At 58.9% G+C, this 21,671-nt stretch carries 14 protein-coding genes; 10 read left to right on the top strand and 4 right to left on the bottom strand.

The annotated features are described in order from the left end of the window. Positions 1 to 18: 18 nt before the first annotated feature. Entirely contained in the window at positions 19 to 1,359 is a 1,341-nt protein-coding gene (locus QK293_RS07800; RefSeq protein WP_282376595.1) for a phosphate ABC transporter substrate-binding/OmpA family protein, read from the bottom strand. Positions 1,360 to 1,440: 81 nt separating this feature from the next. Further along, on the bottom strand, positions 1,441 to 2,253 hold the full coding sequence (gene xthA, locus QK293_RS07805; protein ID WP_282376596.1) for an exodeoxyribonuclease III: 813 nt from the start codon (positions 2,251 to 2,253) through the stop codon (positions 1,441 to 1,443). A gap of 176 nt (positions 2,254 to 2,429) precedes the next feature. Between xthA and QK293_RS07810 the strand changes: the two genes are divergently transcribed. From QK293_RS07810 to QK293_RS07840, 7 genes are all read left to right on the top strand, one after another. Continuing rightward, positions 2,430 to 3,080: a GNAT family N-acetyltransferase gene (locus tag QK293_RS07810; protein ID WP_282376597.1), complete on the top strand. Its 651-nt coding sequence runs from the start codon at positions 2,430 to 2,432 to the stop codon at positions 3,078 to 3,080. Positions 3,081 to 3,145: 65 nt separating this feature from the next. Then, on the top strand, positions 3,146 to 4,873 hold the full coding sequence (locus tag QK293_RS07815; protein WP_282376598.1) for an autotransporter assembly complex family protein: 1,728 nt from the start codon (positions 3,146 to 3,148) through the stop codon (positions 4,871 to 4,873). Continuing rightward, positions 4,870 to 8,544, top strand: coding sequence for a translocation/assembly module TamB domain-containing protein (locus tag QK293_RS07820; RefSeq protein WP_282376599.1), 3,675 nt, complete (start codon positions 4,870 to 4,872; stop codon positions 8,542 to 8,544). The genes QK293_RS07815 and QK293_RS07820 overlap by 4 nt, the downstream gene beginning before the upstream one ends. A 247-nt stretch (positions 8,545 to 8,791) precedes the next feature. Further along, positions 8,792 to 9,265: a MarR family transcriptional regulator gene (locus QK293_RS07825; RefSeq protein WP_282376600.1), complete on the top strand. Its 474-nt coding sequence runs from the start codon at positions 8,792 to 8,794 to the stop codon at positions 9,263 to 9,265. Further along, the gene (locus QK293_RS07830; protein ID WP_282376601.1) at positions 9,262 to 10,731 is read left to right on the top strand and encodes an efflux transporter outer membrane subunit; all 1,470 of its coding nucleotides are present in this window, start codon (positions 9,262 to 9,264) and stop codon (positions 10,729 to 10,731) included. The genes QK293_RS07825 and QK293_RS07830 overlap by 4 nt, the downstream gene beginning before the upstream one ends. 15 nt (positions 10,732 to 10,746) lie before the next feature. Continuing rightward, positions 10,747 to 11,964, top strand: a complete 1,218-nt coding sequence (locus tag QK293_RS07835) for an HlyD family efflux transporter periplasmic adaptor subunit (protein WP_282376602.1) — start codon at positions 10,747 to 10,749, stop codon at positions 11,962 to 11,964. Positions 11,965 to 12,029: 65 nt separating this feature from the next. Next, positions 12,030 to 13,559, top strand: coding sequence for a DHA2 family efflux MFS transporter permease subunit (locus tag QK293_RS07840; RefSeq protein WP_282376603.1), 1,530 nt, complete (start codon positions 12,030 to 12,032; stop codon positions 13,557 to 13,559). Positions 13,560 to 13,666: 107 nt separating this feature from the next. Here the strand turns inward: QK293_RS07840 and lpxH are convergent, their stop codons facing one another. Further along, on the bottom strand, positions 13,667 to 14,410 hold the full coding sequence (gene lpxH / locus QK293_RS07845) for a UDP-2,3-diacylglucosamine diphosphatase (protein ID WP_282376604.1): 744 nt from the start codon (positions 14,408 to 14,410) through the stop codon (positions 13,667 to 13,669). Next, positions 14,407 to 14,910, bottom strand: coding sequence for a peptidylprolyl isomerase (locus QK293_RS07850; RefSeq protein WP_131062340.1), 504 nt, complete (start codon positions 14,908 to 14,910; stop codon positions 14,407 to 14,409). The genes lpxH and QK293_RS07850 overlap by 4 nt, the downstream gene beginning before the upstream one ends. Positions 14,911 to 15,186: 276 nt before the next feature. Between QK293_RS07850 and QK293_RS07855 the strand changes: the two genes are divergently transcribed. The 3 genes from QK293_RS07855 to QK293_RS07865 all read left to right on the top strand — a co-directional run bounded on the left by QK293_RS07855 (position 15,187) and on the right by QK293_RS07865 (position 21,667). After that, positions 15,187 to 16,884 (top strand): glutamine--tRNA ligase/YqeY domain fusion protein, encoded by a 1,698-nt coding sequence (locus QK293_RS07855; RefSeq protein ID WP_282376606.1) that lies wholly within the window; start codon positions 15,187 to 15,189, stop codon positions 16,882 to 16,884. 21 nt (positions 16,885 to 16,905) lie between these two features. After that, on the top strand, positions 16,906 to 18,288 hold the full coding sequence (gene cysS, locus QK293_RS07860) for a cysteine--tRNA ligase (RefSeq protein WP_282376607.1): 1,383 nt from the start codon (positions 16,906 to 16,908) through the stop codon (positions 18,286 to 18,288). A gap of 757 nt (positions 18,289 to 19,045) precedes the next feature. Beyond that, complete coding sequence (locus QK293_RS07865; RefSeq protein ID WP_282376608.1) at positions 19,046 to 21,667, top strand: amino acid adenylation domain-containing protein; 2,622 nt, start codon at positions 19,046 to 19,048, stop codon at positions 21,665 to 21,667. Positions 21,668 to 21,671 lie beyond the last annotated feature (4 nt).

Here is a 21,671-nt window from a genome sequence, read left to right on the forward strand (position 1 = left end):
CAGCTGCTACACACACCGTCAATACACCCAAACCTCAACTCGCCGATTCTTGATTCGCCCCTCATCCGCGCTATTGGCCGCCACTGGCATCTCGGCGCCAAAACCACGAATCTCGCGAAACACCACGCCGCTTTTCACCAGTTCCCGCCGCACCGCCATGGCCCGCAGTTTCGACAGCAGATCGGCCCGGGCCGGATCACTCTTGGCGTCGCCAAACCCCACCAGCGTCACCTGCCGATTGGTTTTGTCACGCTGCTTTATATAGTCGAACACCCGCGACAGGTCCTGCCGGGCCTTGTTGTCGAGCGTCGCACTGCCTTCTTCGAAACGGAAATTCACTGACAATCGCTGGGCGTGACGGCTGAGCGCCTGATAACCCTCCGGCATCAACGCATTCGGCGTGACAGTCATGGCCTGGACGGTCTGGGCGATAAAACCATTGGCGGCGACAATCGCCTGACCCTTGCTGCTTTGGGCGAACGCCACCAAGGCTTCGGCCCAGGGATTTTCCCCGTTGGGCGGCAGGTAAAAGAACAGCCGGCGGGACAACGGATAGTCTTCCGTGGCAATGAGGCTGTTGAGCGGCAACATGGCTTGGGATGGGCCATCGGCAATCGCCACGGCTTTGGCCTGACGCACATAAGGCAGGCCGATGAAGCCGATGCCTTGCGGGTCGAGGCTGACCGCGTCGGACAATTGCTCGCTGGATTCGAAACGTTTCGCAGCGCTACTCAGCGTTTTCCCACGACGGCTGAGGACCAATTCCTTGAACGTGTCGTAGGTGCCCGATTGGTCATCCCGCGCATAGAGATGAATCGTCCCACCGGTACCGCCGAGTTCTTCCCAGGTTTTCGCCTCGCCGCTGAAGATTCGCGCCAGTTGTTCGGTGTTCAGTTCACTCAACGGATTGTGCGGATGAAGGATGATCGCCAGGCCATCGATGGCGATGACCTGCTCGGCGCCGGGGCTTTTAAAGTCGCCCAAGGGTTTGAGGTCCACCCGTTCGCTGTCCTTGATCGGGCGTGAGGAGGCGGCAAGATCGGCCGTGGCGGTTTTCAGGGCGGTGAAACCGGTGCTGGAACCGTGGGCCGCGACGTCCACCACGACCCGGCGGCCCTGAACGGTTTCGCCGACGACGCGCAGTTCGTTGGCTGTGTCTGGGGCTTCGCTGTGAACCTTGAGCAGGCCCTGTTCGCGCATCAACCCCTCAACCAGCGCCGGCCCCAATGCCGCGCCGATGGTATTGGAGCCCTGGATGCGCAGCACCGGGCCGTGTTCGGGCGTCGGCAAATCGCCAGCCGAAGCCGTCCGCGGCAGCCAGGCGCACAGCATCAACAGGAACAACACGCGCAGCGTCATACCGGCACCTTATAAAGCCAAAGGGAGTGCCGGGAGAATAAGTCAGTAAGGTTTCTGAAAGATGACAGATCAAAAAGATGATCAGCTCAACTCAAGCCAGATCGGCGCGTGATCCGACGGTTTTTCCATCCCGCGCAGTTCGTAATCCACCCCCGCATCCTTCACGCGAGGCAACAACCCGTGGGACGCCATGATCAAGTCAATCCGCAGCCCGCGCTTGGGCTCATCCTCAAAACCGCGGCTACGGTAGTCGAACCAGCTGAAACGATCGGTCACCTGCGGGTTCAAGTGACGGAAGCTGTCCACCAGGCCCCAGTTCTTCAAGCGGGCCATCCACTCGCGTTCTTCTGGCAGGAAGCTGCATTTTCCGGTTTTCAGCCAGCGCTTCATGTTGTCCGGGCCGATACCGATGTCGCAGTCTTGCGGGGAAATGTTCACGTCACCCATCACCACCACCGGCTGATCGTTGCTGAACTGGCTTTCCAGCAGTTGCTGCAGATCGCTGTAAAAACGTTCCTTGGCTGGGAACTTGGTGGGGTGATCGCGGCTTTCACCCTGTGGGAAATAGCCGTTCATGATGGTCACCGGCACGCCATTGGCGTCGGAGAAAGTGCCCCAGATGAAGCGGCGCTGTGCATCTTCTTCATCGGTGGCGAAACCTTTGTGCAAGGCAATCGGTTCCTGACGCGAGAGCAGGGCGACGCCGTAGTGACCCTTTTGCCCGTGGAAATACACGTGATAACCCAGCGCCTGAACCTCAGCCAGCGGGAATTGGTCGTCGTGGACCTTGGTTTCCTGCAGTCCGATCACATCTGGCTGATGCTTTTCGATCAGCGCCGCCAGCTGATGGGGGCGAGCGCGCAGCCCGTTGATGTTGAAGGAGACGATCTTCATGGTCGGCAGTCCTGGCAAAAGGGCGATGCTAGCTGACATGTAGGAATGGGGCCAGCGTGGCAGTAGTCCGAATGCGCTGCTAATGTCTGGGGGCGTGGGAACGATCGCGACTGCGCAAGGCTCGTACCAATAAGAACGAGGCCTTTTTGAGCCTCGCCCAGGGGAGATCTACCGTCATGCCCGAAACCTCGACCGCCATCGCCGATATCCACATGCTCGACAACGGTTATTCCCGCGAAGCACGTTCGCTGTTGTACCAGGCTTACCGGCATGAGCCGACATTCGGCTACCTGTTCGAAGCGGAACGTCCCGGTTATGAACAGCGGGTCCGCGCCACCGTGCGTGAGCTGGTCAAACAACACTTTCTTCAGGACTTGCCGGCCATCGGCCTGCTGGTCAACGACCGGTTGATCGGCATCGCGCTGATCGCGCCGCCGCAACGTCGCCTGGGCATCACCGAAAGTTGGGCCTGGCGTCTGCGCATGGTGCTCAGCACCGGGTTTCGCTGCACCCGTCGCTATCTTGAGTATCACGATGCCGTAATGGCTTGCGTGCCGTCCGACTCGGTGCACGTGCTGCCGTTGCTGGGGGTTCATCCGCAATTCCAGGGCAAACACTTCGGCGAACAATTGCTGCAAGCGGTGCACAACTGGTGCGCGGTGGATGAGCACTCCGAGGGCGTGATTCTCGATACCGGGAATCCTCGTTATCTGGATTTCTATAAGCGTCAGGGTTATGAGGAAATCGGTGAGGTCGCCGTAGGACCGATTCGCGAGCACGTGTTTTTCCACGCCAACCCGCAGGTGTTACAAACAGCAACGGCATAAAGGTAGAACTTTCACGGCACACTAGGCTCTATCACGCTCCCAAGCTCGTGATAGCATCCGCGCCTATGAAGTTTCCAGGAAGAATTACCAGCGGCGTGCTGATGCTGATTACCAGCTGCGCGGCGCTGGCGCAAAGTGAATTGGATGTTCGGATCAAACCGTCCAACGATGAACTGAAAGCCAATATAGAGGGCTATATCGGCAGCCTCGGCGATCGTGACGAGGAAGCCTTGCTGCGCTTCAGTCGTGGCGCCGAAGAACAGGCGCGCAAGGCCGCCCAGGCCTTGGGTTATTACCAGCCGCAGATCGACACGGATGTAAAGGGTGGCAAGACGCCGCGCCTGGTGCTGACCATCGATCCCGGCGAGCCTGTCCATCTGCGCAATGTCACTGTTCGCATCGACGGCCCGGCCGCCTCCCTCAAATCCTTTCGTGTACCCAAAAGCAATGCGCTGAAAACCGGCGCAGTGCTCAACCATGGCCATTACGAAGACGCCAAGCGCCTGATTCAGAACCAGGCCTCGCGCTATGGCTTTTTCAGCGGGCACTTCAGTAGCCAGAAATTATCGGTCGACCCGCGAGCCGGCGTTGCCGACATTGAACTGATCTATAACAGCGGCCCGCGCTATTCACTGGGCAAGGTCAGTTTCGAGGGTGATACGCCGTTTGACGAAGACCTGCTGCAACGCATGGTGCCGTTCAAGGCCGGCGCGCCTTATGACTCCGAACTGATCGCCGAACTCAATCAGGCCATGCAATCGAGCGGCTATTTCGACAGTGTGCGGGTGGATGCGGCGCCGACAGCGTCGAAGAACGATGTGATCCCGGTAGACGTCAAACTCGAAACCCGCAAACCACGGACCATGGGCCTGGGGCTGGGCTATTCCACCGACGTCGGCCCTCGGGTCAAGGCCAACTGGACCCGGCACTGGGTCAACCCTCAGGGGCACAGCTATGGCTGGGAGACCGAAGTCTCGGCACCACGACAGAACGTCGGTGTGTTCTATGACATTCCACTGGACCCGCCGCTGACCGACAAACTGCGGTTCGCTGGCGGCTATCAGAACGAAGAAATCGCCGACAAGGACTCCCTCAGCAAACTGCTGACCGTCGGCCCGGAGTGGCACAGCAAGCTGCCCAGCGGTTGGCAGCGGGTGGTGTCGCTCAAGTGGCAGCGCGAGGAATACAGGCTCGGCGACGACTCGGGGCTCAGCACGTTGCTGATGCCTGGCGTCAGCTATTCCTACCTGAAAAGCGACAACCGCATCGACCCGCACAACGGTTATCGCCTGGAATTCGAGACCAGAGTGGCCAAGGAAGGTGTGGGCTCGGACACCAATCTGGTCTACGGCACCGCGTTGGTGAAAGGCTTGACCACGGTCTTCGACAAGCACCGCTTCCTCGGTCGGGTGCAGGTCGGCGGCAGCGCCACCAACGGCTACAAATCGGTGCCGCCGTCGTTGCGCTTCTTCGCCGGTGGCGATCAGAGCGTGCGCGGCTACGACTACCAGAGCCTGTCCCCGGAAAACTCCGAGGGTGACCGCATCGGTGGCCGCTACATGATCGCCGGCAGCGTCGAGTATCAGTACTCCGTCGCCGAAAAATGGCGGGTGGCGACTTTCATCGACCAGGGCAATTCCTTCAACACCCTCGAACTGCCGAACCTCAAGACCGGTGTCGGTATCGGCGTGCGCTGGGTCTCGCCGGTGGGGCCGATACGCCTCGACCTGGCCCATGCGATGGACGACGACGGCGGCATTCGACTGCACTTTTCCATGGGGCCTGAGCTGTGAATCGTGGTTTGAAAATAACGCTGTCGGCGATTTTGGCGCTGTTGATGCTGGCCATCCTGGCGCTGGCCACGGTGCTGGGAACTGCAGCGGGCAGCCGATGGGCGCTGGGGTTTGTGCCGGGTTTGACCGTGGACAATTTCCAGGGTCGCCTGGGCGGACAGTGGAGTGCCGACCATTTGGTGTGGCAGCAGGACAGCAGCCGGGTTGAGCTGAACAAGGCGATTTTCGCCTGGTCGCCGTTGTGCCTGACGCGTATGACCCTGTGTATCTCGCAATTGAAAGCCGATCAGGTCAGCCTGCAATTCCCGCCCGGTACGGAAGAAGAAGGCAGCGGGCCGATCAGTCTCCCGGATCTGAAGTTGCCCTTGGCCATCGAGCTGGGCGATGTCCAGGTCGGCAGCCTGCTGTTCAACGGCAGCGAAGAACTCAAGGGTTTGCAACTGGCGGCGCACTGGACGGCCAAAGGCTTGCAGATCGACTCTGTTCATTTGCAAAGGGATGAGCTGAGCCTGAATCTTTCAGGCCTGCTGCAACCCAGCGGCAACTGGCCGCTGACCGCCGAAGGCAAACTGACCTTGCCAGCCCCCGGCACCGAGCCTTGGACGCTGGCCCTGAAGGTCGACGGCGATCTGCTGAAAACCCTCAACCTGAAAGCCGACAGCAGCGGTTACCTCAACGGGCAATTGACCGGCGAACTGCAACCGCTGGTGGACAACCTGCCGGCCAAGGTGCGGATCACCGCTGACGGCTTCAAGCCCAGTGCCGATCTGCCGGACACCCTGCAACTCAATCAACTGGAACTGACCGGCGACGGCGACCTGAAAAACGGTTACCAGTTGCTTGGCCAAGCCACGTTGCCCGCAGAACTGGGCCCGGTTGCGCTGTTGTTGCAAGGCAAGGTCGACGCCAACGGCGCTCAGATCGCCGGGTTGGACCTCACGGCCAACGACAAGCGAAGCCTCAAACTCACAGGGCTTTTGGACTGGAGCAAAGGCCTGAGTGCCGAAGCGAAAATCGACTGGCAGGATTTTCCGTGGCATCGCCTCTATCCGCTGATCGACGAGCCAGAAGTGGCGTTGCGCAGCTTCAACGGTGAAGTTTCCTACACCGACGGCAAGTACCTCGGCAGCTTCAAAGCCGCACTCGACGGCCCGGCCGGAGCGTTCAGCCTGACCAGCCCGTTCAGCGGCGACCTGACGAAAATCTATCTCCAACACATTCAACTCGAAGCAGGGCAAGGCAAGGCCGAAGGGCACCTGAACCTGCAATTCGCCGAGGGCATTGCCTGGGACACCGCGCTGGACCTGTCGGCGATCAACCCGGCGTACTGGGTCGCGGAGTTGCCGGGCACGCTGGCCGGACCGTTGCGCAGCAAAGGCGAGATGAAGAATGAAAAACTCAGCCTCACCGCCGACCTCGATCTCAAAGGCAAATTGCGCGGCCAACCGGCCGTTCTGCAAGCAAAAGCCGATGGCGGCGGCGAGCAATGGAACCTCAGCGCGCTACAGATTCGTCTGGGCGACAACAGCATCAATGGCAAAGGCAGCCTGCAACAGAAACTCGCCGGCCAGATCGATATCAAGCTGCCGCGCCTGGCCCAGCTTTGGCCGCAACTGCGCGGTCAACTCAATGGTCGCGTCGATGTCGCCGGGACGCTCAAGGCGCCGCAAGGCAAGCTCGGGCTGCAAGGCACGCAACTGGCGTTCGAAGACAATCGCCTGCAAAGCCTGAACCTGGAGGCAACCCTCGACAGTGCGCAGCGCGCGAAAATCGATCTCAAGGGCAGTGGCATTCAGGCCGGTGAGACGTCACTGGGGACGCTGACTGCCAGCGGCCAGGGCGATATCAAAAACCAGAAACTCGCCCTCGATCTGCAAGGACCGAAGCTGAAACTGGCCCTCGGTCTCGATGGCAATCTGGATAAAGGCAATTGGCGTGGGCGGCTGGCCAGCGGTGACATCCAGGCCGGCGGTCAGGACTGGAAGCTGCAAGGTCCGGCGAAGCTTGCGCGGCTGGCGGACGGCAAGGTCAATTTAGGCGCCCACTGCTGGACGTCCGGCCCGGCCAGCCTGTGCGGTGAGGATCAGCGCCTGATGCCTGAGCCGAAGCTGCGTTATCACCTCAAACAGTTCCCGATCGACAGCCTCGCGCAATGGTTGCCGAAAGATTTCGCCTGGAAGGGCCGGCTCAACGCCGACCTGCAACTGGACCTGCCGGCCAGCGGCCCGAACGGCCAGATCAGCGTCGATGCCAGCGGCGGCACGTTGCGCATAAAGGAGAAAGACCAGTGGCTGGACTTCCCGTACCAGACCCTGAAACTCAACAGCAAACTCACCCCCAAGCGCATCGACACTGACCTCAACTTTGTCGGCGGCAAGCTCGGTGAGCTCATGCTCCAGGTGCAGATCAATCCGTTGCCGAAGGACAAACCACTGACCGGCTCGTTCCGCTTGAGTGGTCTGGACCTGTCCGTGGCGCGGCCGTTCGTGCCGATGGTCGAGAAACTGACCGGTCGTTTGAATGGCAGCGGCACGCTCGCAGGTACGCTGCTGGCGCCGCAGGTCAACGGCAACCTGGTACTCAGCGACGGCGAGATTTCCGGGCCTGAACTGCCGATGGATATCGAAGCGCTGCAACTTAAAGCCGTGATTGCCGGCGAAACCGTGCAATTGAACGGCGGCTGGAAAAGCGGCAAGACAGGGCAGGGCACCTTGAGCGGCAACATCGCCTGGGGTCAGGCACTGGTGGTGGATCTGGCGCTCAAAGGCACGCAATTGCCCGTTACTGTCGAGCCGTACGCCAAGCTGGAAATGGCGCCGGACCTGAAGATCTCGATGAAGGACGACAAACTGGCGATCGCCGGCAAGGTGCTGGTGCCAAAAGGCGAGATCACCGTGCGTGAGCTGCCGCCCTCGACGGTCAAGGTGTCCGATGACACGGTGATCGTCGGCCAGCAGACCGAAGCGGGCAAACCGCCGATGGCCATGGCCATGGACATCGATGTGGTGGTTGGGCAGGACAAGCTCAGCTTTGCCGGGTTTGGCCTGACTGCCAACCTGCAAGGTCACGTGCACATCGGCGATAACATGGACACCCGCGGCGAACTCTGGCTCAACGATGGGCGATACCGTGCCTACGGTCAGCGATTGACGGTGCGCCGTGCGCGGCTGCTGTTTGCAGGTCCCATCGATCAGCCGTATCTGGACATCGAAGCGATTCGCCAGACCGACGACGTGATCGCCGGCATTCGCCTGAGCGGCAGCGCCGAGCAACCGACGACACAAATCTTCTCGGAGCCGGCCATGAGCCAGGAGCAGGCGTTGTCCTATCTGGTGTTGGGGCGCCCGTTGAGCACCAGCGGTGAGGACAACAATATGCTCGCTCAAGCCGCGCTGGGGTTGGGGTTGATGGGCAGCTCGGGGGTGACCAGCGGCTTGGCCAAGGACTTGGGTATTCAAGACTTCCAGCTCGACACTCAGGGCAGTGGCAACGCAACCAGCGTAGTGGCCAGCGGCAATATCTCCGAGAAACTCAGCTTGCGTTATGGCGTGGGCGTGTTCGAACCGGCCAACACCATCGCCTTGCGTTACAAGCTGAGCAAGAAGGTCTACCTCGAAGCCGCCGGCGGCGTGGCCAGTTCGCTGGACATCTTCTACAAGCGGGATTTCTAACCCCACCTTTCTTCGCCTGATCGTTCCCACGCTCCGCGTGGGAATGCCTCACTGGACGCTCCGCGTCCGCTTCCGAATGTGACGCTGAGCGTCACGGGCTGCATTACCACGCAGAGCGTGGGAACGATCAGTCGTGAGCCATTTATCAGCTAAATACAAAGCATCCTAACTATTGCGTTGACATTCGCTGCCTAGGCAGTAACATCTCGTCATACATTCTCTGCCTAGGCAGCTAATTGGTGGTCAGATGAAACATTTCACCTCATACGATTTCCATAATTGTCATCTCGGCCTTTTGCTCGGGCGCGCTGCGCTGCTCAAGGACCGGATCATCGACGCGCACATGGAACCCCACGGCATCACCGCCGCGCAGTTCAAAGTGCTGATCATCATGGCCCAGTTCGGCGTCGATACCCCGGCCGAGCTGTGCCGTCACCTGTCGCTGGACAGCGGTTCGATGACCCGCATGCTCGATCGTCTGGAACAAAAAGGATTCCTCGCCCGCCAACGCTCCGAGGCGGACCGCCGTCAGGTTCAGTTGGTACTGACCGAGCAAGGCCAGCAGTTGACTGACCGCCTGCCGGAGATCGGCGCCGACGCCATGAATGAGCTGGCAGGCGCGATCACCCCTGAAGAATTGAAAACCCTGGAACTGATCCTGACGAAAATTTTGGTGGCAGCCGGTGACTCGATCACCCTGCTGCGGGTAGGTAAAAAATGAGCAGCAAAACCCTGCGTACCGGACTGAGCCTGGTCCTGTTGGCCATGAGCCTCGCCGGTTGCGCCAGTTACAGCGGCCTGACCACCGAAGGCGTCAGCCTCGATGCGAAAAACCTCAAGGCCGGGCAATCGCTCAACGGCGTGACCCTCTCACCCGCGGCCTGGCCGAAAATTGACTGGTGGAAAAGCCTCGGCGACCCACAGCTCGACGGCTTGATCCGCGAAGCCCTGCATGACAGCCCCGACATGCAAATCGCCGATGCTCGCGCCCACCAAGCGAGTGCCGCCGCCTATGCAGCGGATGCCGCGCGGATGCCGACCCTCGATGCCAGCGCTGGCGTCAGCCGTTCGCGTCTGGCCCGGGATGAGGACCCGAGCGGGCAGGGCGGGACTTATTCCACCGTGCGCAACATCAGCGCCAGTTTCAATTACAACTTCGACCTCTGGGGCGGTCAGCGCGACGCCTGGGAAGCCGCACTGGGCCAGGCCCGTGCTGCCGAAGTCGATCAACAAGCCGCTCAGCTGACCTTGTCCGCCGACGTGGCTCGCGCCTACAGCGACCTGGGTCAGGCGCACATCGTCTATGACCTTGCCAATGAAGACCTCAAGCGCACCCGGCAAATGCTCGATCTGAGCCAGCGTCGCCTGAGCTCCGGCATCGACAGTCAATACCAGTTCCAGCAGACCGAAAGCCTGGAAGCCAGCTCTGAAGCGAGTCTGATCGACGCCGAGAAACGCCTGCAAAGCGCAAAAATCGCTTTGGCCGTGCTGCTCGGTAAAGGCCCGGATCGCGGCAATGAAATCGCCCGGCCGAAAATCCTTCAGGCCAGCGCCGTCGCGTTGCCCTCGGTGCTGCCAGCCGAGTTGCTGGGTCGTCGTCCAGACCTGGTGGCCGCACGCTGGCGGGTCGAGGCGGCGAGCAAGAACATTGACGCCGGTAAAACCCAGTTCTACCCCAACCTCAACCTGAGCGCTGCGGCCGGTGCCGAGTCGTTGCTGGGCGATGCAATGTTCGGTTCGGCCAGTCGCTTCTTCAACATTGCGCCGACGATCTCGTTGCCGATCTTCGACGGTGGCCGCCTGCGTGCCGACCTCGATTCCCGCGACGCCGATTACGACCTCGCCGTGGCGCAGTACAACAAAAGCCTGGTGAAAGCGCTGGGTGATGTCAGCGACACCATCAACCAGTTGCGCGATATCGGCCGGCAGCTCGGCGCTCAGCAGCACGCCACCGACATTGCCCAGGATTCTTACAACACCGTGGTCCAGCGCTACGGTTCCGGCATCGGAAATTACCTGGACGTGCTCAGCATCGAGCAGCAATTGCTCCAGGCCCAGCGTCAACTGGCCAACCTGAATGCCGAGCAGATCGACCTGTCGATCCAACTGATGCAGGCGCTGGGCGGTGGCTTCCAGGGCGAAACCCTGGCCGCCGACAAAGTAACCCCAGCAACGCAGACCCACTAATTCAAGGTATTTGTCATGGCCACTGCCGATACACCTCCTGCTCCAACTAATGAAGCGTCAGACAACGCTCATGACACGAGCAATTCGCGCAAACGCAAACTCATGCTGGTGGTGTTGGCGATCGTGGTGATCCTCGCCGGTGTCGGCGTCTGGGGTTATCACGAATTCTACGGGCGCTGGAACGAAAGCACCGACGACGCCTATGTGAACGGCAACGTAGTGGAAATTACCCCGCTGGTCACCGGCACCGTGGTCAGCATCGGTGCCGACGATGGCGACCTGGTTCACGAAGGTCAGGTGCTGATCAACTTCGACCCGAACGACGCCGAAGTCGGTCTGCAAAGTGCCCAGGCCAATCTGGCCCGCACCGTGCGTCAGGTTCGCGGCTTGTACAGCAACGTCGACGGCATGAAAGCCCAGGTCAACGCCCAGCAGGCTGAAGTGCAAAAAGCTCAGGACAACTTCAATCGGCGGAAAAACCTCGCCGCTGGCGGGGCGATTTCCCAGGAAGAACTGTCCCACGCTCGCGACGACCTGACCTCGGCGCAAAACGCCCTGGCCAACGCCAGACAACAACTGAAAACCACCAGTGCGCTGGTCGATGACACCGTTGTGTCGTCGCACCCGGACGTGATGTCTGCCGCCGCGCAATTGCGTCAGGCCTACTTGAACAACTCCCGCAGCACCTTGATCGCGCCGGTCACCGGTTACGTCGCCAAACGCTCCGTACAACTGGGCCAACGCGTGCAGCCGGGCACCGCGCTGATGGCGGTCATTCCGCTGGATCAGCTGTGGATCGACGCCAACTTCAAGGAAACCCAACTGCGTGACATGCGCATCGGTCAACCGGTGGACATCGAAGCCGACCTGTACGGCAGCGACGTGAAGTTCAGCGGCACCATCGACAGCCTCGGCGCCGGTACTGGCAGCGCGTTTGCCTTGCTGCCCGCGCAGAACGCCACCGGTAACTGGATCAAGATCGTCCAGCGTGTGCCAGTGCGGATTCACATCAACGCCGAAGAACTGGCCAAGCACCCGTTGCGCGTCGGCCTGTCGACTCAGGTCGATGTGAACCTGCGTGACCAGAGCGGTCCGGTGCTGGCGCAACAGCCGCCGCAAAAGGCCTCGTTCAGCACCAACGTTTACGACCATCAGTTGGCCGAGGCCGACGCGATGATCACTCAATTGATCCACGACAACAGCGCCGCGGTCAGCAAAACCGTTCAACGCTGATTCGCCAATCCCTCAGCGGCGCCCGTTAAAAGGCGCCGCGCCAGCCCAGTTTTAAAGGATTTGCGATGAGTAATAACGCGTCTTTCACGCCGCCCAGCCTGCTGCTCAGCACCCTCGGATTGTCGCTGGCGACCTTCATGCAGGTGCTCGACACCACCATCGCCAACGTGGCGCTGCCGACGATTTCCGGCAACCTGGGCGTGAGTTCGGAGCAGGGCACCTGGGTGATTACTTCATTCGCCGTCAGCAACGCGATTGCGCTGCCATTGACCGGTTGGCTCAGTCGGCGCTTTGGTGAGGTGAAGCTGTTTCTCTGGGCGACAGTCCTGTTCGTGCTCGCCTCGTTTCTCTGCGGTATCTCGACTTCGATGCCGGAGCTGATTGGCTTCCGCGTGCTGCAAGGTCTGGTGGCAGGTCCCCTGTACCCGATGACTCAAACGCTGCTGATTGCCATCTATCCGCCCGCGAGGCGCGGCATGGCCCTGGCGTTGCTGGCGATGGTCACGGTGGTCGCGCCGATTGCAGGTCCCATCCTCGGCGGATGGATTACGGACAGTTACAGCTGGCCGTGGATCTTCTTTATTAACGTGCCGATCGGTGTTTTCGCGGTGATGGTGGTGCGTTCGCAGCTCAAGGCGCGGCCGGTGGAAACCAGCTACCAGCCGATGGATTACGTCGGTTTGATCACGCTGATCATTGGCGTCGGCGCATTGCAGGTGATCCTCGACAAGGGCAACGACCTGGACTGGTTCGAGTCGAACTTCATCCTCATCGGCGCGGCCATTTCGGTGATTGCACTGGCGGTGTTCGTGATCTGGGAAATGACCGACAAACACCCGGTGGTCAATCTGCGGCTGTTCGCTTACCGCAACTTCCGCATCGGTACCCTTGTGTTGGTGCTGGGTTACGCCGGGTTCTTCGGGATCAACCTGATCCTGCCGCAATGGCTGCAAACCCAGATGGGTTACACGGCGACCTGGGCGGGGCTGGCGGTGGCGCCGATCGGGATTCTGCCGGTGTTGATGTCGCCGTTTGTCGGCAAGTACGCGCACAAGTTTGATCTGCGGCTGCTGGCTGGGTTGGCGTTTCTGGCGATCGGCCTGAGTTGCTTCATGCGCGCCGGATTTACCAATGAAGTGGACTTCCAGCACATCGCGCTGGTGCAGCTGTTCATGGGCATTGGTGTGGCGCTGTTCTTCATGCCGACCTTGAGCATTCTGATGTCGGACCTGCCACCGAGCCAGATCGCCGACGGCGCGGGCCTGGCGACGTTTCTGCGAACCCTGGGCGGTAGTTTTGCGGCGTCATTGACGACGTGGATCTGGATTCGCCGGGCGGATCAGCATCATGCCTATATGAGCGAAAGCATCAGCACTTATGAACCCGCGACCCGCGAGGCGCTGAATGCGCTGGGCGGTGCGAGCAACCCGGCGTATGCGCAGCTGGATCATGTGCTGACCAGTCAGGCGTACATGCTCTCCACCGTGGATTACTTCACGTTGCTGGGGTGGGGGTTTATGGGGTTAATCCTGCTGGTGTGGCTGGCGAAACCGCCGTTTGCGGCGAAGGCCGGGCCCGCGGCCTCCGGCCATTAAGCGAATCCTTGTAGGAGCGAGGCTTGCCCGCGAAGGCGTCGTATCATTCAACATTGATGTCGACTGATACAACGCCTTCGCGGGCAAGCCTTGCTCCTACTGGAATCTCATTCAACGGTTGAGCGCGGGGTTCCGAAATCAAACGGCGCCAACGCAAACCCTTGCTCATCCACCTGCAACGCCCACCCCTGACGATCCCAATCTCCCAGCACAATCCGCTTGGCCGCCTGTTCGCCAATCTGCAACTTGTGAATGGCCGGGCGATGGGTATGCCCATGGATCAGGGTTTTCACGCCAAAGGCCTGCATGATCCGCGGCACTTCTTCCGGTGTGACATCAACAATGTCATTGGCCTTCATCCGCGTCTGCGCACGGCTTTCACTGCGTAGCTTGCGCGCCAGTTTATGGCGAGTCCGCAAGGGCAAGTGGCGCAGGATGAACAAGGTGATGGGGTTACGCAGATAACGACGCAGCTTCATATAAGCCTCGTCGCGGGTGCACAGGCTGTCGCCGTGCATCAACAGTACCGGCTCACCGTAAAACTGCACGACACTCGGGTCCTTCAACAACGTACAGCCGGCCTGTTTGCAGAAGGCCTGGCCGAGCATGAAGTCGCGATTGCCGTGCATCAGAAAAATGGCCGTGCCGCTGTCGCTAAGATCGCGCAGCGCCTGGCAGATGGAGCGCTGAAAGGGCGTCATGGCATCGTCGCCAATCCACGCCTCGAAAAAGTCGCCCAGGATGTACAACGCACTCGCCGAACGGGCGCGTCCGGCGAGCAAATCCAGAAACGCCCGGGTAATGTCCGGGCGCTCCTCTTCCAGATGTAAGTCTGAAATCAGCAGTATCACTCAATGATCTCGGCTTTCTCGATGATCACGTCTTCTGCCGGTACGTCCTGGTGGCCGGATTTCATGGTGGTGGAAACACCTTTGATCTTGTCCACTACGTCGGTGCCGGCAACAACTTTGGCGAATACCGCGTAGCCCCAGCCCTGAGTGGTCTTGGCGCTGTGGTTCAGGAAGCTGTTGTCAGCGACGTTGATGAAGAACTGGGCGGAAGCCGAATGCGGTTCCATGGTGCGAGCCATGGCCACGGTGTACTTCTCGTTCGGCAGGCCGTTGTCGGCTTCGTTCTGGATGCTTGGGCGCTTGTCTTTCTTTTCTTTCATGCCTGGCTCGAAACCGCCGCCCTGGATCATGAAGTTACCGATGACACGGTGGAAAACAGTGTTTTCGTAGTGACCGGCGTTGACGTACTCGATGAAGTTGGCAACGGTCAGCGGTGCCTTTTCAGCGTTCAGTTCCAGGACGATGTCGCCATGGTTGGTGGTCAATTTGACTTGGGTCATGATTGGGGACTCTTTTCAGGAGATGCGTTTTCTGGGAATTCGTGGGTTTCGGGCTTTGAAGCCCTCAACCGGTCCGGCCAATTTTGGCCAAGGTGCGCAGTTTAGCGTGCCGGGCGCCAATTTCGAGGCTGTTTTTCATTTGCATCCGATTAAATGCAGGCGTTTTTTGGCCTGCTCTGTCAGCGGCTTGACAGCATCGGCTATGATAAGCCCCTTTGATTTAACCGCCGCTTTGATTTGGCCTACTGGCCGCGCACTTGTACGTTCAAGGATCCTATGAGCAAGCCCACTGTCGACCCTACCTCGAATTCCAAGACCGGCCCTGCCGTGCCGGTCAATTTCCTGCGCCCGATCATCCAGGCGGACCTGGACTCGGGTAAGCACACGCAGATCGTCACCCGTTTCCCGCCTGAGCCCAACGGCTACCTGCACATCGGTCACGCCAAGTCGATTTGCGTGAACTTCGGTCTGGCCCAGGAATTTGGCGGCGTCACGCACCTGCGTTTCGACGACACCAACCCGGCCAAGGAAGACCAGGAATACATCGACGCGATCGAAAGCGACGTCAAATGGCTGGGCTTCGAATGGTCCGGTGAAGTGCGCTACGCCTCGCAGTATTTCGACCAGTTGCATGACTGGGCCGTTGAACTGATCAAGGCCGGCAAGGCCTACGTCGATGACCTGAGCCCCGAACAGGCCAAGGAATACCGTGGCAGCCTGACCGAGCCGGGCAAGAACAGCCCGTTCCGCGACCGCTCCGTGGAAGAAAACCTCGACTGGTTCGCCCGTATGAAGGCCGGCGAATTCAAGGATGGCGCACGCGTGCTGCGGGCCAGGATCGACATGGCCTCGCCGAACATGAACCTGCGCGACCCGATCATGTATCGCATCCGCCACGCTCACCACCATCAGACCGGCGACAAGTGGTGCATCTACCCGAACTACGACTTCACCCATGGTCAGTCGGACGCCATCGAAGGCATCACCCACTCGATCTGCACCCTGGAGTTCGAAAGCCACCGTCCTCTGTACGAGTGGTTCCTCGAGAACCTGCCCGTGCCGGCGCAACCGCGTCAGTACGAGTTCAGCCGTCTGAACCTGAACTACACGATCACCAGCAAGCGCAAGCTCAAGCAACTGGTCGATGAAAAGCACGTTCTCGGTTGGGATGATCCTCGCATGTCCACGCTGTCCGGCTTCCGCCGCCGTGGCTACACGCCGAAATCGATCCGCAACTTCTGCGACATGATCGGCACCAACCGTTCCGACGGCGTGGTCGACTTCGGCATGCTCGAATTCAGCATCCGTGACGACCTCGACCACAGCGCCCCGCGTGCCATGTGCGTATTACGTCCGCTGAAAGTCGTGATCACCAACTACCCGGAAGACCAAGTCGAGAACCTCGAATTGGCGTGCCACCCGAAAGAAGACATGGGCGTGCGCGTTCTGCCGTTCGCCCGTGAGATCTACATCGACCGTGAAGACTTCATGGAAGAGCCGCCAAAAGGCTACAAACGCCTGGAGCCGAATGGCGAAGTGCGCCTGCGCGGCAGCTACGTGATCCGTGCCGACGAAGCGATCAAGGACGCCGATGGCAACATCGTCGAACTGCGTTGCTCCTACGATCCGGAAACACTCGGCAAGAACCCTGAAGGCCGCAAGGTCAAAGGCGTCGTGCACTGGGTGCCGGCCGCTGCCAGCGTCGAGTGCGAAGTGCGTCTGTACGATCGCCTGTTCCGTTCGGCCAACCCTGAGAAGGCTGAAGACAGCGCCAGTTTCCTGGACAACATCAACCCTGACTCGCTGCAAGTCCTCACCGGTTGTCGTGCCGAGCCTTCGCTGGGCAATGCACAGCCGGAAGACCGTTTCCAGTTCGAGCGCGAAGGTTACTTCTGCGCGGATATCAAGGACTCGAAACCAGGTTCTCCGGTCTTCAACCGTACCGTGACCCTGCGCGATTCGTGGGGCCAGTGATTCAGCGTTAAGGAGCACTCAGTGCTTACGATCTACAACACGCTCACCAAGAGCAAAGAAGTATTCAAGCCGCTGGATGGCAACAATGTGCGCATGTACGTCTGCGGGATGACCGTGTACGACTACTGCCACATTGGCCACGGCCGCAGCATGGTTGCGTTCGACCTGGTGACCCGCTGGTTGCGGTTCAGCGGTTACAACCTGACCTACGTGCGCAACATCACCGACATTGAAGACAAGATCATCAATCGGGCCAAAGAGAACGGCGAGCCATTCGACGTGCTGACCGAGCGCATGATCACCGCGATGCACGAGGACGAGGCGCGCCTCAACATCCTCAAGCCGGACATGGAACCGCGGGCCACCGATCATATCCCTGGCATGCTGAGCATGATCCAGACCTTGATCGACAAGGGTTACGCCTACGCCCCGGGCAATGGCGACGTGTACTACCGCGTCGCCAAGTTCATGGGCTACGGCAAGCTGTCGCGCAAGAAAATCGAAGACCTGCGCATCGGCGCGCGGATCGAAGTCGACGAGTCGAAACAGGACCCGCTGGACTTCGTTCTGTGGAAAGGCGCCAAGCCGGGTGAGCCGAGCTGGCCTTCGCCGTGGGGCGATGGGCGTCCGGGTTGGCACATCGAGTGCTCGGTGATGTCCACCTGCTGCCTCGGCGAGACGTTCGACATTCATGGCGGCGGCAGCGACCTTGAGTTCCCGCACCACGAAAACGAAATCGCCCAGAGCGAAGCGGCCACCGGCAAGACCTACGCCAACGCGTGGATGCATTGCGGCATGATTCGCATCAATGGCGAGAAGATGTCCAAGTCCTTGAACAACTTCTTCACCATTCGCGACGTGCTGGAAAAGTACCACCCGGAAGTCGTGCGTTACCTGCTGGTGTCGAGCCACTACCGCAGCGCGATCAACTACTCGGAAGACAACCTCAAGGACGCCAAAGGCGCACTCGAGCGTTTCTACCACGCGCTGAAAGGCCTGCCAAAGGTGGCGCCGGCCGGTGGCGAAGCGTTCGTCGAGCGTTTCACCCAGGTGATGAACGACGACTTCGGTACGCCGGAAGCCTGCGCGGTGCTGTTCGAGATGGTTCGCGAGATCAACCGTCTGCGCGAGAGTGATCTTGATACGGCGGCGGGTCTGGCGGCGCGCTTGAAGGAATTGGCGATTGTGCTGGGTGTGTTGCAGCTCGACGCTGAGGACTTCCTGCAGGCCGGTGCCGAAGGGCGGGTTGATGCGGCTGAGGTTGATGCGCTGATTGCTGCGCGTCTGGCGGCTCGTGCTGGTAAAGACTGGGCTGAGTCCGACCGTATCCGCGACCAGCTCACCGCCATGGGCGTAGTGCTGGAAGACGGGAAGGGTGGGACGACCTGGCGTCTGGCGGACTGAGTGCTTTGCTGGCTACAAAACAAAACCCGCCTTGTGCGGGTTTTTTGTTTTTTTGGGAGGGGCGTCTGGCAGGGGATAATGTTGCGGGTAAAAGTTCTGATGAAGGCCGAGCACGATGGTCCAGATAATGATGCATGTCTCATAACTCGGTAAATTTCTGATTTTAGGGTGGCGAGAAAATTGTTTTTGTTGGTGTTGAATGAAACGGGTTACGTTATTTTAAGATGCTATCGAGAGTAGGCTTTGATTAGTACTTCAATAGGTGTAAGTGTTTTGTTATATTTTAGAGTTTTATTTACTGCTGTCGTTGTGTTAAAAAACTCAAGCAACTAATCATTTAAGATGTTCAGACTGTTTAGAGAATAATAATTATCCTTGGTCTTGGAGATTTCAGTGTTTTTGAAGTGTCGTTGGCGTAAGTTTATTCGGTATAAAAAATACGCTAGATCTTGATGGGGGACAAGAGTACGTGGTTGTGTTTTATATAAGCCCGGCGAGTGTATAAAAATGCGCGGGGCTGAGTCTCTCAAGTTGTTAGTGTTTGTATTTTTAATTAATATGGGATCTCTGTCATTATTGTCGGAACTTTCTGACGGATGAGTAGGATTTTGCCTTATTTGCTGTTTTGCCAATGGGGAGGTCGTAGCGATGTATGAGAGGTGTGGTTCAATGGATAATATTACATAGAATCTGCACTTGTCCGAACTTAGGTGCAATCAATCGATAAAAATGGAGTTTTCGCTTCCAGGAGGTAAAGGTGAAGATTACGTCTAAATATCCGGATCATCTGTGCATTAACCATTTATTCGAGGCACAAGTTGCGCGCAACCCTGAGGCAACGGCACTGGTCTTTGAGGGGGAGGCGCTCAGCTATGGCGAACTCAACGTCAGGGCTAATCGGCTGGCCCATCGGTTGATTGCCTTGGGTGTTGGACCTGACCAGCTTGTGGCGATCTGTGTCGAGCGCTCCCCAGCGATGGTTATTGGCCTGATGGCGATCCTGAAGGCGGGCGGTGCCTATGTGCCGCTCGATCCGGAATATTCGGGGGGACGGCTGGCGTTCATTCTTGCCGATACGGCTCCGGTCCTGGTGCTGGCTGATGCGGCCGGGCGCCAAGCGCTCGGGGCTGCTTTGCAGGCTCATACCGTCCTTGATCCCCGTGATGTCTACGCTGAAGCGGACGCCAATCCTGAAGTCACCGGCCTTACCCCCAGCAACCTCGCCTATATCATCTATACCTCAGGCTCAACCGGACAACCTAAAGGGGTCATGGTCGAGCATGCTCAGGTGGTGCGTCTGTTCGACACGACACATCCATCCCTTGGTTTTGAGGCCAGTGACGTTTGGTGCCTGTTTCACTCTTTTGCCTTCGACTTCTCGGTCTGGGAACTTTGGGGAGCCCTTCGTTATGGCGGCACGCTGGTACTGGTCCCGCATGCCATTACCCATTCTCCGCAAGCGTTTTACCAGCTGATTTGTGAGCAGGGCGTCACCGTCCTGAACCAGACCCCGAGCGCATTCACGGCCTTGATGGCATACGTACAACCGTCATCGGACCGGCTTCGCTATGTCATTTTTGGCGGCGAAGCGCTGCAACCGTCGACCTTGCGAGAGTGGTATGGGGTGCGTGAAGAATCTGTCCCGCAATTGGTCAACATGTACGGAATCACGGAAACCACGGTCCACGTCACCTATTACCCTCTGACTTCATCCGATGCGCAACAAGCCGACAGCGTGATCGGTCAATGTCTGCCGGATTTGAATCTCTATCTTCTAGACGCGCATGGCCAGCCTGTTCCGATGGGGGATGTGGGTGAAATGTACGTCGGCGGCGCCGGTGTGGCGCGTGGCTACCTGAACCGCCCCGAGCTGACGGCAGGGCGCTTCCTGCACGATCCCTTTGCCGGCAAACCTGAAGCGCGGATGTATAAAACGGGGGACTTGGCCCGTTACCTTCCGAACAGCAATCTGGTTTTTCTGGGTCGCAATGACGACCAGGTCAAGATCCGCGGCTTCCGGATTGAGCTGGGTGAGATTGCGGCCAAATTGGCCGAGCACCCCTTCATCCGCGAGGCGGTGGTCGTGGCAAAAGGCGAGGATATCGACAAGCGTCTGGTTGCTTACGTTTTGGCTCAGTCCGAGGTTCAGGACGCATCGGTAGATTCTGACTCCGGCTTGGCGCTGGCGGGAAGGCTGCGCGATTATCTGAGTGGCCGTTTACCCGACTACATGGTGCCGTCTGCCTTTGTGCGGATGGAAAGCTTCCCCCTGACGGCTAATGGCAAGCTTGATCGCGAGGCTTTGCCTGTTCCGCCGGAGGGCGCCTTTGCCCATAAGGCCTACGAGGCGCCGTTGGGCGAGATAGAGGTCATCCTTGCCGGGATCTGGTCAGAGCTGCTTGGCATTGAACAAATAGGTCGCCATGACAACTTCTTCGCCCTCGGCGGCCATTCGCTCATGGCCGTCCAGCTGATGCAAAAAGTCAGGAGTTTTGGTCTGGAGTGTTCGCTGAGCGACATTTTTGAAACCCCTCGATTGGCTAACCTTGCCACTCAGATCGCACGGTCTCCTGTGTTCAACCCGCAGATCGGGGCGATCACGGTGCGCGCTGGCGGGACTGAGCCCCCGGTCTTTTTCGTGCCCTCGGGATTAGCCGATTATTCGTATGCTATTTCTCTGGCGCAACAAATCCGCGTCAGCTGCCCGATCCATGTATTGCCGTGGTCGGCCATTGGCGACCCTTTGCCTCACTCGATGGAGGATATGGCCGAAAGAATGATTCGGCTCATCCAGGCGATCCAGCCTGAAGGGCCTTATCGCATTACCGGGTATTCCTCTGGAGGGATTCTCGCTTATGCCATCGCCCATGCGCTTATATGCAAAGAGGCCTGCGTTGAATTTTTAGGCTTTATTGATGTTCCCGCGCCGCACAAGTTGCTTTATAAAAATCAGGGTATTAAGCACTACTTTATTGAGCATGTTAAGGCGGTGGCTTCCGAGGCGGAGCGTCATAAATTCGATGTTTTAAATGAAGGTGATGAGTTTGCTGTGCTGATTAACAAAGCACAGGACCTGGGAGGCTATGATTTAAATGCAGACATCTCGCTGGAAACAGTCAAATGGCAAGTCATTTATCATTTCTCACAAATTGCCGGCGCCTATAAGCCATCTCCATTGCCGGTCAATATCTATCATTTCTACGCGGCTGATCGTGAGCGTACCCCTCTGCCGCTGGTGGATATGGTAGGCGGGTGGAGAGAACTCTTGCCTGATTTGGCGATTCGTTCTGTTTCTATTCCTGGCGGGCATCTGTCCATGATGGAGGACGTCAGTAACCGCAAGCACTTGGCTGAAGCAATGAATCGAGCACTTTCGTAAGAGG

This window comes from Pseudomonas sp. AL03 (assembly GCF_029960815.1).
Taxonomy (GTDB): domain Bacteria; phylum Pseudomonadota; class Gammaproteobacteria; order Pseudomonadales; family Pseudomonadaceae; genus Aquipseudomonas.